Genomic DNA, 12,146 nt, shown 5'->3' with positions numbered 1-12,146 from the left:
CCTCGCCCATGTCAGAGACCGGCCGAAGTCAGTTCCACGTCAGCGGCTTCGCCGTTCCCGCCGACACCAGAGGCGGGCTTGTGCCGAGCGACCATCAAGGCCGCCATGAACACCAACAGGGCATTCAGGCCATGCGCCAACCCGAACAGCGGGCTGTCGACGATGGCCATCCCGAGCCCGTGCTGGACGAAGATGAGCCCAAAGAGGATGCCGGCGTTGCGCCGGGCTTTGGGCAGCCTGGCGCCGAACGAGATCCCGACGAGCATGAGTGCCAGGACCGGCATCAGAATCCCGTTGAGGGAGTGGATCTGGAAGGCGATCGCCTCGGGGAACGGTGGCTCGCCCCCGCCCTCTGCTGCTTCGGCGAGGGCCTTGTCCATGACTCCGCCGTTCTCGATGAACCGGTTTTCGCCGCCGACGCCCCAGGCAATCAATGCGGCCTGCAGCATGACGAACCCCGCGATGACCCACCCGAGGACGTTGTAGGTCTTGCGCATGTCGCGCCTCCGTAACTGTTGTCGGGCCCGGCACCCTCGCGTCCGGACGTGGACCGACTTGGGGACACAGTGCGGGCTCGGCGTCCCGGCCGTCATGGGCGCGGTCCCGGCTCCACCCGGGAACCTTCACCCCCCACAGCCGCTCGTGGCGGGTTGGCATGCCGGTATGCCGTGGCTCACCCCGGTGACTCACCCCGGTCTGATTTCTCCCGGGCCGACCCGGGACGCAGCCCATGCGGCCCGGGACGGCACGAACCAACCATCAGGGCATGGAACTCATCATCTCGGCTCAGTCCATCGCGAGGCCGTCCCTCGCTGGTGCCCTGCCATGACCGGCGCCATCGAGTTCAACGGTCTCGCCAAGTCCTTTGGGGACGTGTCCGCCGTCCACGATCTCAGCGCCGTGGCGCGACCGGGCGAGGTGACTGCTCTGCTCGGACCCAATGGGGCCGGGAAGACCACCACGCTGAGGATGCTGCTCGGACTCGTGGAGCCGGACAAGGGGACAGCGACGGTCGGTGGCCGACGGTATGACCAACTGCCGGACCCCATCCAGCAGGTCGGGGCGGTCCTCGAGGCCTCGGGCTACCACCCGGGGCGTACCGCGCTCGACCACCTCCGCATCCTGACGATCGCATCCAGTCTGGCCCACGACGCGCCCGAGCGCGTCCTGGCCGAGACCGGGCTGTCCGCGGACGCCCGTCGGCGGGTCGGCGCGTTTTCCCTCGGGATGCGCCAGCGGCTGGGGATTGCTGCCGCGATGCTCGGAGCCCCGGGAGTGCTCGTCATGGATGAGCCGACGAACGGCCTCGACCCACCCGGCGTGAGGTGGCTCCGTGGCTACCTCCGCGGGCTCGCGGACGAGGGTCGCACGGTGCTCCTGTCCAGCCATGCCCTGAGTGAGGTCGAGCTGATCGCCGACCACGTGCTCGTCATGGCTCACGGCCGGATGCTCAGGTCTTCCAGCCTTGCCGCCCTTCGCGCCGAGGCAGGGGTCGGCTCGCGGGTGCGGACGCCGGACCCGGACCGGCTCGGCGCCGCCCTCGACGCGGTCGGCCACATCCACCGCCGTACGGACGATGGACTCGCCGTCGACGCGACACCTGAGGAGGTCGGGGAGCTCGCGGCACTGCATCGGATCGTCCTGCACAGCCTGGAAGGGACGGCGGATCTCGAGAAGGCCTTCTTTCGACTCACCCAGGAGCCTCACCCCCCAGTGGAGCGTCCGATGTCGGCCGAGGGGGTGCTCTCGTGAAGGCGTTGCTGGCCGCGGAGGTGCTCAAGCTGCGCAGCACGCGAGCGACGGCGCTGTTGGCGCTTGCGACGCTCCTGCTCGCGGTGCTCACTGTCGCGACGATGGTGCCGGGGGTCATTGAAGAGAATTCTCCGATCTCCCTCGATGACCCTGGCCTCCTGGCCCTTGTGGTGGGCACGGGATTCGGCGCTCCCCAGGTGTTGATGACGCTGCTCGGCGTGCTCGCCTTCACCCAGGAGTTCCGCTACGGGACGATCACGTCGACGTATTTGGGCGAGCCGCGCCGCATGCGAGTCCTCGTTGCCAAGGGGCTGTCGCTGGCGCTCGCCAGCGTCGTCATCACCACCCTGACGCTCGCGGTGACCATGACGCTCAGCATCGCGCTGATCCGCTCCCAGGATGGCGACGTGACTGTGGCGGAACAGTTCTGGGAGACGGTCGCGGCCGGGTTCGTCGTGATGGCGGCGTACGGCGTCGTCGGCGTCTCGATCGGCGCCCTGATCCCCAACCAGATCGCCGCCGTCGTCGGCGTGCTGATCTGGATGCTCGCCGTCGAGCAGATGGTCATCCCCCTATTCCCGGAGGTGGGACGCTGGCTGCCCTTTGCTGCCGCCGGTTCGCTGATGCAGCTCGGTCCGTCGTACGGCTTCGACGACCAGTTGCTGTCTGTCCCCATGGGTGGGCTCGTCCTGCTCGGCTACACAGCCTCGTTCGCCGTCCTCGCGATGCGCATCAGTCCACGCAGGGACGTCCTGTGAGTGCGGCACTCGACCGGCGCCTCAGGTGAGGCCGGCCTCGCGCGCCTTCGCGACGGCGGCCGACCGGTCAGCGACGCCCAGCTTCGCAAATATTGAGGACACGACGTTGCGGACCGTCTTCGGACTCACCCCGAGGTATGCCGCGGTGCCGGCGTTGTCGCGCCCCTTCACCATCAGCCGGAGCACGTCCTTTTCGCGCGCGGTCAGGTGGGCGAACGGGCCGTGCTCGCGCTGGAGGGTCGAGAACCACGAGGCAAGCCGGGTCGCCAGGGCGGGGGAGAGGACCGCGCCGCCCTCGGCGACCGTGCGGATCGCGGCGATGACCGAGGTCGGCTCGGCCGTCTTGACGAGGTAGCCCCGGGCACCCGCCTGCATGGCCTGGAACACGAGGTCGTCGTCGTCATACATCGTGAGCATGAGGACAGCAGTCCCTGGTGCCGCCGCCACGATCTCCCGGCAGGCCGCGACCCCGTCGAGGTCGGGCATCGTGAGGTCGAGGACGACGACGTCCGGGTGGAGACGCCCGGCGAGGTCGACACCCTCACGCCCCGTCCCGCCTTCGCCCACGACCGTGAGGTCCGGCGTCGTCCTGAGGAGCCCCGCCAGACCCTCGCGGTAGAGCGGGTGGTCGTCCACGAGGATGACGGTTGTGGCGTCGGCCAGCTTCTCGGTCATGGGCTCGGCTGCTTCCGGTCGGACGGTGCCGGGGTCGGGAGCTCGGCGCGCACGATCGTCCCGCCGTCGGGTCGCGCGCCGGTGGTGCAGGAGCCCCCGAGTTCTGCGGCCCGTTCGGCCATGGACGTGAGGCCGACCCCGCGAGGGTGGTCGGACGGCATACCCACTCCGTCGTCCTCGACGACCACGACGAGACGGTCCGGTTCGCGCGCGAGACGCACGATGCACGTCGTCGCCTCCGCGTGCCGCACCGTGTTGTCGATGGCGCTCCGGATGATCCGGTATGCCGCGGCCTCGGGTGCCGCCCCCAGCGGCACCTGCGCGGGGCCATCGAGTTCGTCACCGATGACCTCGACCACGAGGCCGGGCGCCGTGTCGGCCATGAGGCGGACGGCAGCGACCAGGCCGAGCTCGTCGAGGGCCGGAGGCCGCAGGTCGTAGGCGAGGGAACGCAGGGACTCGGCCATCCGGGCTGCGGTCCGCCCGATGTCGCCCAGGAGGCCGTGAGTGTCCTGCATCGTCGCTGGGTCGGACAACGTGCGGCGCGCGGTCTCGGCCTTCAGGGCCATGGCGGCCATCGTCGGGCCGATGTCGTCGTGGATCGTCCGGCGCAGGGCTCGTCGCTCCTCCTCGCGCGCGGTCACGATGCGCTCACGTGACGCCTGGAGGTCCAGAGCCATCCGGTCGGCCCGGAGCCGGCTCCCGAGCTCGCGTGCGATGTCGTCGAGCAGCCGGCGTTCTGTGCGGGAGAACCGTTCGCCCCGGCCGCGACGGGCCAGGACGATGCGGCCCACGACGTCACCGGACCAGGCGGTTGGGAGCTCGACGACGCCGTTGGCCCGTGACGACGGCCTGCCCGAACTGGCGGCCGGGGCGCCCTCGGGTTCGATCGCGAGGAAGGGAACACGGAGGGAGTGGCGGATGTCCTCGGCGACCGACTCCAGCGACTGGTGCCGGTCCGCGGCATGCTCGGCGATACGGCTCAGGGCCACGTAGGGCTCATGGCGGTCACCGTAGAAGGCGCGGTTCACGAGGCGCTCGAGACGGACGCGAACCGGGTTGGTGGCGAGGGCCACCACGACCGCTCCCACGACCGCAATCGGCCCGTCGGCGACCGCGCCGAAAACGGTCACGAGCGCCGCCGTGACCACGAGATAGGTGGACACCGCGGCGAGCAGCAGCAGTGAGTAGACGATCGTCCGGGTCAGGACCACGTCGAGGTCGAAGAGCCGGTAGCGGAGCATCGTGAGGGTCAGGCCGGCCACCGTGACCAGCCCTGGTGCGCCGATGAACTCGTTCGGGAGAAGGGACTCACCAGTGAAGAGTTCGGGCAGCATCCAGATCCCGAGCGTGAGGCTGGCCGACACGAGTGCCGAACCGGACACCCACAACACCTGCTGCCGGGCCACGTTGGCAGGGTCGGAGCGCACGACTCGTCGGACTTTCGCGCCGAGGTGGACCAGCGATGCGGCGATGACGAGAACCGTGAGTGAGGACTGGACGACGATGGAGGTCCGGACCCAGCCGCTGAAACTGGGTCCGCGCAGGGCGGCAGCGAGAATCACGACGAGCCACAGGGCAGTGGGGCCGACGAGCGCCAGCCACGTCAACCGCGCGCGGGGGCGTGTCACCGGGGTTGGGAAATGCAGCAGTGACGCGATCATGCCTCCCCAACACAGGAGGAACGCAGCCTGGACGTTGGCGAACCACAGCCACCGGGCCGCGCCCCCGAACGCGGCAGAAGGGGGCAGGCCGGTCATCGTGGCAAAGGTGCTGCCCAGCAGGCCGCCGGCGAAGACGGCCAACGCGGCCGGTGCGGTGGCCCGGGGACGGCGGCGGACGGCATACCCGGCAAGGGCAAAGAGCGCGACGACGTAGGCGAACGACGACCAGGAGTCTCCGATCCGCTGTGCGACAACCGTTCCCGGTGCGTTCCGGGGGAGTGTGACCCGCGAGTCGTCCTCGAGGGTGAGCGTCACAGCATCCGCTTGGACGCTGGCCGCGGTGACGGTCTGACCTGCGGTCAGCAGACAGCCACGTGGGACGTCCGGTCGGACACCGGCGTCTGTCCAGGCCGAGGATGAGGGTGTGACCCAGGCACACTCGGTGGGGTAGGACAGGCGCCAGAGACCGAAGATGGCACCCAGGAGGAGGACGACGGCGGCGACGACGTGCAGCGGCAACGCGCGGACGTCTCCAGGTGCCATGTCCCGAATGATCCTCGCGCCTCGCGACGGTGTCAGCCCACTGGTGAACGTCGTGGTCGGGACCACGCCATCAGAGGCGGTGGTGGACCCAGACACCCGGTTCGACGTAGACCGCGTGGTCGTGCTCGACGCTCACGTGGACCGGGTTGAGCGCGAACGGGACTTCGACGTCGCCCGTGGCGTCAAAGGGCAACCCTGTCCGTGATCGCCACTCGGCGAGGGTCCCCGAGATCGTCATGGCCCGCGGGCACACACCTTCGATCGTCCCGCCGACCCTGGCGTGAAGACGCAGCCACGGATCTTCGGGCAGCCCGTCGTCCCGCAGCCGGGACACGTAGTCGGTCATGGGGACGTGGGGTTGGAGGTGCTTGCGGCTCGGTCGCACGGGGGCGACGAGGTCGTGGAAGCCGTGACGAGCAGCGTTGCGCCGCTTGGCTTCCAACATCACCGAGGCAAGGCCGCTGCCCTGCATGTCGGGTCGGATCGCGACCTCGAGAGCGGACACGTGAGTGGGTTCGCGACCAGCGAGCTCATCCAGCCAGGCCCACACGATCACTCCGTCCCACCCGTCGTCCGGCAGGGTCGGGCGCCCGATGTCCGCGCCCATCGCGAAGGGGATCGAGTGGGACTTCGCCGCGAGGCGGCCCGGTTCGGCCTCGTCCCACGCGAGGAGGGTCCAGGCAGCAAAGGTCGTCGACGCTCGCGGGTAGTACAGGTCAGCGATCGCGTCGTACTTCATGAACTCCGGCCACGGGTCGTCGAACTCCTGAAGGAGGTGGGCGAGATCCGGCCGCTCGGCCAGGCTGGCAATGACGAGGTCCATGATCAGACCGTATGGGCGGCGAGGGTGTCGCGGCTGCGAGTTTGCTGAGGATTGCTCCGTGTGCCGTGGCGAGCCTAGGGTCGCCAGCATGCCCTGGCTCTCGCGCGACGACACCCTCATGATCATCAAGGCCACCATGGCCACGGTCATCGCGTGGGTCGTCGCGGACCGGGTCATGGGCAGCGCCACTCCCTATTACGCGCCGCTGGCCGCCCTCCTCGTCGTCGACAAGACCATCGTGCGATCACTCGGCGCGAGCGTTCGACGCATCTTTGCCGTGGGACTGGGCATGGGCCTTGCCTGGCTGGTCGGCACGACGCTGGGACTGACGTGGTGGAGCATGGGCATTGTCATCCTCGGTGCCCTCGTGATCGGCCGCTGGCGACGGCTCGGGGACCACGGGATCCAGGTGCCGTCGATGGCGTTGCTCTCGCTCCTCACCGCGGGCGGGACGAGCGAGGACTTCACCGCCCTGACGATGCTCGAAACCCTCGTCGGGGGCGTCATCGGCGTCGTCGTCAACATCGTGGTTCTCGCCCCGCTCCACGTGGAAGGTCCTCGTCAGCGGGTGCTCGACTACACGCGGCGGGTGCGCGGGCTGCTCGACGAGGTCGCCGAAGGACTGACCGGTGACTGGGGGAAGGACGCCCTCGACGGATGGCGTGACACCGCTGACAGGCTTCATGTCGAAGCCGAGGAGGTCGTCGACCTCATCGAGCTGGGCCGCGAGAGCCAGAAGCTCAACCCCCGCGACCAGATCCACAAGCTCGCGCCTGCGTGGGACGGCTATGGCGAGACGGTTGAAGGACTCCGCCGAGCCACATGGCACGTGAGTGGTCTGGTCCGAACGCTGCGCGACAACCTGGATGACCCGGACCGCGCCAGCCCGAGCCAGAACTTCCTCGCCGGGATCGCCTCGGTCCTTCGCGAGGTGTCGACCGCTTTCGACGACTTCGGGGTCGATGCCGACGGCGCGCTCGAGTCGGTCGGGTCACGCCTCGATGGTGCGGTGGCCCAGCTCGACGAGCTCACGACGCTGCTGCACGAGACGCCCCTGGACGACCCCCGCGCGTGGCCCGTCCACGGAGCGCTGCTCCACGACTGCCAACGGCTCGTCGCCGAGCTGCGCACTCGGGCGGGCGGCGCAGTCATCCCGCCGACCGACTGAGCTGCCTCGGACGCGCGAAAGGCGCGCGCGGTGCCGTGAACCGGCCAGATAACATCGGTATGCCGCGTCGGGACGTCCGCACGCGGCATACCCCCGTTTTGGGTCACCTCAGGAGAAGCCGCTGTGTCATCGCAGATCACCGTTCAGGTCGCCGGAGACGAGCGATCGGTGGACCTGGAGACGACCGCGGCTGAGCTGTTTGACGGCCAGCGGGATGTCCTGGTGGCCCGAGTCAACGGTGAGTTGCGCGACCTCGCCCATGTCCTCGCCGACGGTGACGCCGTAGAGCCAGTGACGGCGCAGGAGCAGGATGGGCTTGATGTGTTGCGCCACAGCGCTGCTCACGTTCTCGCTCAGGCCGTGCAGCAGATCAACCCCGACGCCAAGCTTGGCATCGGCCCGCCCGTGCGCGACGGTTTCTACTACGACTTCGACGTGGCCGAGCCGTTCCAGCCCGACGATCTCAAGGCCCTCGAGAAGGCCATGCAGAAGATCGTCAACGAGGGCCAGACCTTCGTGCGCCGCGAGATCAGCGACGACGACGCCCTCGTGGAGCTCAAGGACGAGCCCTACAAGTGCGAGCTCATCGGCCTCAAGGGCGGCGCCGCCAGTGACGCAGCCGACGGCGCCGACGTAGAGGTCGGCGGCGCTCAGCTCACCATCTATGACAACGTCCGCCGCGATGGCACCACGGCGTGGGGCGACCTCTGCCGCGGACCGCACGTCCCCACCACCAAGGTGCTCGGCAACGCCTTCAAGGTCATGCGCAGCGCCGCCGCCTACTGGCGCGGGTCCGAGAAGAACCCGCAGCTCCAGCGCGTCTACGGCACCGCGTGGCCGACCAAGGATGAGTTGAAGGGCTATCTCGACCGTCTCGCCGAGGCCGAGAAGCGCGACCACCGCAAGCTGGGTCGTGAGCTCGACCTCTACTCCTTCCCCGACGAGATCGGCTCCGGCCTGCCGGTCTTCCACCCCAAGGGTGGGGTGATCAAGCGTGAGATGGAGGACTATGTCCGCCGTCGGCACATCGAGGAGGGTTTCGACTACGTCGGGACCCCGCACATTGCCAAAGAAGGGCTGTTCCACACCTCCGGGCACCTGCCCTACTACGGCGAGGGCATGTTCCAGGCGCTCGACGTGGACGGCATGGACTACCGCCTCAAGGCGATGAACTGCCCCATGCACAACCTCATCTACCGATCGAAGCAGCGCTCCTACCGCGAGCTGCCGTTGCGGCTCTTCGAGTTCGGACACGTCTATCGGCACGAGAAGTCCGGCGTCATCCACGGCCTGACCCGTGTCCGCGGGTTTGCGCAGGACGACAGCCACTCCTACGTGACCAAGGAGCAGGCGCCGGACGAGATCCGCCATCTGCTGGCCTTTGTCCTTGGACTGCTGCGTGACTTCGGGTTGGACGACTTCTATCTCGAGCTGTCCACCCGTGACGACGAGGGCGAGAAGAGCGCGAAGTTCATCGGATCCGACGAGGACTGGGCCGAGGCGACCCGCGTCCTGTCGGAGGTCTGTTCCGAGACCGGACTCGAGCTCGTCCCCGACCCCGGCGGCGCGGCTTACTACGGTCCCAAGGTCTCGATCCAGGCCCGTGACGCGATCGGCCGCACCTGGCAGATGAGCACCATCCAGTACGACTTCAACCAGCCCTCGCCCGACCGCTTCGCCCTCGAGTACCAAGCGGCCGACGGCTCACGTCAGCAGCCGGTGATGATCCACTCGGCGAAGTTCGGCTCGATCGAGCGCTTCATCGGTGTGCTCGTGGAGCACTACGCCGGCGCGTTCCCGGTGTGGCTCAGCCCTGTTCAGGTGTTGGGACTCCCGGTCGCGGACGAATACAACGACTACCTCTGGGATGTCCTAAAGCAGATGATGGCCAAGGGCATCCGGGTCGAGCTCGACGACAGCGACGACCGCTTCCCCAAGAAGATCCGCAACGCGAGCAAGGCCAAGGTTCCGTTCGCGCTCATCGCCGGAGAGGACGACCGCAGCAACAACGCGGTGTCGTTCCGCTACCGCGACGGGTCGCAGAAGAACGGTGTGCCGATCGAGGACGCGATCGCCGAGGTCCTCACCGCCATCGAGACCCGCGCCCAGGTCTGATCGGTCACCATGTCATCCGGTGGCTTCGTCATCCGTCTCGCCGAACCGCGGGACGCGTTGGCGTGCGCCGCACTCACGTTGCAGGACGACCGGGAGTGCGGCGCAACCATCGAGCCGGGATTCCTCGACCGCTATGCAGAGGCGTGGCTCGGCGACAGCGCCCGCGTGACGTTCGTGGCCGAGGCCCCGGACGGGCGCCCACTCGGGATGGTGACGGCGGCAGTCGTCACCAAGCTGCCCAGCTCTCGACGGCCGCGGACGCGGTGGCTGCACGTGTCGTTGCTCTTCGTCACTCGGGATGCCCGCGGCTCCGGGCTCGGGGGACAACTCCTCGCAGCACTCCATGTTTGGGCCCTCGAGCACGACGTGGACCGCATGCAGCTCAACGCTGAACCTCAGGCGCGCTCACTCTATGAGCGAGCCGGATTCACTTCTCCCGCAGGCAAATTCATGGAGTGGCGCGCGAACGCGACCTGAGCTGACCACGCTCGGTGAGCGGACGGCATACCCCATGCCTGTCGGTATGCCGTCCGCTCACCTCACGGGAGCGGGTCGTGTGCCGTCTCCTTCACCGCGAAGACGTAGACGAGCAGCGAGATGAGGCAGAGCGCGCTGATGTAGATGGGGAACGCCTCGCCCCACCCCTGGCTCTTGAACCAGGTGCCCATGTAGGGTGCGGTGCCGCCGAAGAGGGCGACGGACAGCGAGTACGGGAAGCCGATGCCGGCGGCGCGCACGCGGGCGGGGATCGTCTCGGCGTTCACGGCCGCGGCGATCGAGGTGTACATCGCGAGGAAGACCATGCCGATGCACTGGACGAGCAGGAGCCGCGACATCGACGTGTCGAGCAGGCGCAGCAGAGGGACGGTGGCGACGACGAAGAACGCAGCGAACGTGATGAGCAGGGGCCTGCGCCCGATGCGGTCCGAGAGGATTCCCATGATCGGCTGCAGCGCCGCGAAGAAGAACAGCGCAATCGTCCCGGCAGTGAGGGCATCGGATTTGCTGACGTCGGCGTAGGTCTGGGCGTAGGTCGGCAGGTACGTCGTCCACGTGTAGTACGCGATCGTGCCGGCGATGGTGATGCCGACGATGAGCAGCGACTCGCGCGGGTGGTGCTTGAGCGCATCGAAGATCCCGGGACGGTCGGCCTTGTTGTTCTTGAGGTCCTCGACACCCTCGAGGGTCTCGTGTGCGCCGGCGCGTATGGCGAGGCCGACGAGGGAGAGTGCGGCGCCGACGAAGAACGGGATGCGCCAGCCCCACGAGTTCATGGATGACTCGCTGAGGGTGGAGGCGAGGTAGGCCGCGAGACCCGAGGCCATGAGCTGGCCGGCGGTGGTCGAGACGTACTGGAAGCTCGAGAAGAAGCCGCGCCGCTTGGGGGGAGCGCTCTCGACGAGGAACGTTGTCGCAGCGGCGAACTCACCACCGACCGACAGTCCCTGGATGACGCGGGCCAGAACGAGAAGAATCGGCGAGAGGATCCCGACGGACGCGTAGGTGGGCAGCACCGCGATGAGCAAGGAGCCGGCACCCATGAGCAGGATCGTCGCGGTGAGGGCGGGTTTGCGGCCGAACCGGTCGGCCACCACACCCATGAGCAGTCCGCCGATCGGCCGGAAGAAGAACCCGACGGCAAAGATCGCGAAGGTGTTGAGGAGCGCAGTCAGGCCGGACTCGGACTCGGGGAACACCTGCGTCGCGAAGTAGACCGCGAGGAAGCTGTAGGCGTACCAGTCGTACCACTCGACGAGGTTGCCGATCGAGGCTGCGGCGAGCTGTCGGGGGGAGTGGGCGCGGGCCTGATCGACCGCGCCCGTGGTGGTCGGCGGAGAGGTGGTCATGACTCGCTACCCTGCGCGGCTCGGCAGATACCGACAACAGAAGACCGCAGTTCGAGACAAAAGACCACAACGTCGAAAGAAGTTCATGGGCTGAAGCAACCAAACGGCCCTCCACTGCGTCTTGAAGGGTGGAGGGACCGGGGCGTCGTGCAGGGGCCGACGCCCCGGCCCTCCGACCACAGCGAGGGGCTGTGACGAGGGCCGCGCCTGGGGCCGTGTCTAGGATCGTGGCCATGAGTGATGTTCCGACGACAGCCGCCGAGGACTTCGCGGGGGTGCCGGATGGCTTCGACCGACTCTGGACTCCTCATCGGCTTGCCTACGTCACGGGGGAGCGCCCGTCCAAGGACGCCGGCGACGGCTGCCCGTTCTGTGCGGCACCGGGTCGGGACGACGAGGACGGCCTCATCGTCCATCGCGGCGAGCACTGCTACGTCGTGATGAACCTCTTCCCCTACAACCCCGGGCACGTCCTCGTCTGCCCCTACCGTCATGTGTCGCTCTACGTCGACCTGACCGACGAGGAGACGACCGAGTTCACCGACCTCACCAAGGCCGCGATCACGGCGCTTCAGGCGTCGTCGGGCCCGCAGGGCTACAACATCGGGATGAACCAGGGCGAGGTCGCCGGAGCTGGCGTCGCGGCGCACCTCCACCAGCACATCGTGCCGCGCTGGGGCGGCGACATGAACTTCCTGCCGGTTGTCGGCCAGACCAAGGCGCTCCCGGTCCTGCTCGAGGACGCGCGACGACGCTTGGCCGACGCCTGGCCGGGGGAGTGAGCCCGGCCCACTAGGCTGA

General features: G+C 68.3%; 11 protein-coding genes. 6 read left to right on the top strand and 5 right to left on the bottom strand.

Features of this window, described 5'->3' with window-relative positions:
• Positions 1–11: 11 nt before the first annotated feature.
• Positions 12–497: a hypothetical protein gene (locus tag V6K52_RS11055; RefSeq protein ID WP_353950169.1), complete on the bottom strand. Its 486-nt coding sequence runs from the start codon at positions 495–497 to the stop codon at positions 12–14.
• A 328-nt stretch (positions 498–825) separates the two neighbouring features.
• Here V6K52_RS11055 and V6K52_RS11050 point away from each other — a divergent pair, with 328 nt between their 5' ends.
• Together V6K52_RS11050 and V6K52_RS11045 are read left to right on the top strand one after the other, a co-directional pair.
• Complete coding sequence (locus V6K52_RS11050; protein ID WP_353950168.1) at positions 826–1,752, top strand: ATP-binding cassette domain-containing protein; 927 nt, start codon at positions 826–828, stop codon at positions 1,750–1,752.
• On the top strand, positions 1,749–2,510 hold the full coding sequence (locus V6K52_RS11045; protein ID WP_353950167.1) for a hypothetical protein: 762 nt from the start codon (positions 1,749–1,751) through the stop codon (positions 2,508–2,510). The genes V6K52_RS11050 and V6K52_RS11045 overlap by 4 nt, the downstream gene beginning before the upstream one ends.
• A gap of 21 nt (positions 2,511–2,531) precedes the next feature.
• On the opposite strand, the gene V6K52_RS11040 is transcribed toward V6K52_RS11045, so the two are convergent.
• The 3 genes from V6K52_RS11040 to V6K52_RS11030 all read right to left on the bottom strand — a co-directional run bounded on the left by V6K52_RS11040 (position 2,532) and on the right by V6K52_RS11030 (position 6,215).
• Positions 2,532–3,185: a response regulator transcription factor gene (locus tag V6K52_RS11040; protein WP_353950166.1), complete on the bottom strand. Its 654-nt coding sequence runs from the start codon at positions 3,183–3,185 to the stop codon at positions 2,532–2,534.
• Complete coding sequence (locus V6K52_RS11035; protein ID WP_353950165.1) at positions 3,182–5,392, bottom strand: ATP-binding protein; 2,211 nt, start codon at positions 5,390–5,392, stop codon at positions 3,182–3,184. The genes V6K52_RS11040 and V6K52_RS11035 overlap by 4 nt, the downstream gene beginning before the upstream one ends.
• A gap of 70 nt (positions 5,393–5,462) precedes the next feature.
• Positions 5,463–6,215: an N-acetyltransferase gene (locus tag V6K52_RS11030; RefSeq protein ID WP_353950164.1), complete on the bottom strand. Its 753-nt coding sequence runs from the start codon at positions 6,213–6,215 to the stop codon at positions 5,463–5,465.
• Positions 6,216–6,303: 88 nt separating this feature from the next.
• On the opposite strand from V6K52_RS11030, the gene V6K52_RS11025 reads away from it, so the two are divergent.
• The 3 genes from V6K52_RS11025 (at position 6,304) to V6K52_RS11015 (ending at position 9,975) form a co-directional block, all read left to right on the top strand.
• Positions 6,304–7,383, top strand: coding sequence for an aromatic acid exporter family protein (locus tag V6K52_RS11025; protein WP_353950163.1), 1,080 nt, complete (start codon positions 6,304–6,306; stop codon positions 7,381–7,383).
• A 123-nt stretch (positions 7,384–7,506) separates the two neighbouring features.
• The gene (thrS, locus tag V6K52_RS11020; RefSeq protein WP_353950162.1) at positions 7,507–9,498 is read left to right on the top strand and encodes a threonine--tRNA ligase; all 1,992 of its coding nucleotides are present in this window, start codon (positions 7,507–7,509) and stop codon (positions 9,496–9,498) included.
• A 9-nt stretch (positions 9,499–9,507) separates the two neighbouring features.
• Positions 9,508–9,975 carry a GNAT family N-acetyltransferase gene (locus V6K52_RS11015; RefSeq protein ID WP_353950161.1) on the top strand — a complete coding sequence of 156 codons (468 nt, stop codon included), beginning with the start codon at positions 9,508–9,510 and terminating at the stop codon, positions 9,973–9,975.
• Between the two features lie 62 nt (positions 9,976–10,037).
• On the opposite strand, the gene V6K52_RS11010 is transcribed toward V6K52_RS11015, so the two are convergent.
• Positions 10,038–11,345: an MFS transporter gene (locus V6K52_RS11010; RefSeq protein WP_353950160.1), complete on the bottom strand. Its 1,308-nt coding sequence runs from the start codon at positions 11,343–11,345 to the stop codon at positions 10,038–10,040.
• Between the two features lie 233 nt (positions 11,346–11,578).
• Between V6K52_RS11010 and V6K52_RS11005 the strand changes: the two genes are divergently transcribed.
• Positions 11,579–12,127, top strand: coding sequence for an HIT domain-containing protein (locus V6K52_RS11005; RefSeq protein WP_353950159.1), 549 nt, complete (start codon positions 11,579–11,581; stop codon positions 12,125–12,127).
• Positions 12,128–12,146 lie beyond the last annotated feature (19 nt).

This window comes from Knoellia sp. S7-12 (assembly GCF_040518285.1).
In the GTDB taxonomy this organism is placed as follows: Bacteria; Actinomycetota; Actinomycetes; order Actinomycetales; family Dermatophilaceae; genus Knoellia.
The sequence above is the reverse complement of the archived record's forward strand: the minus strand, read 5'-3'. Positions and strand labels throughout refer to the sequence as shown.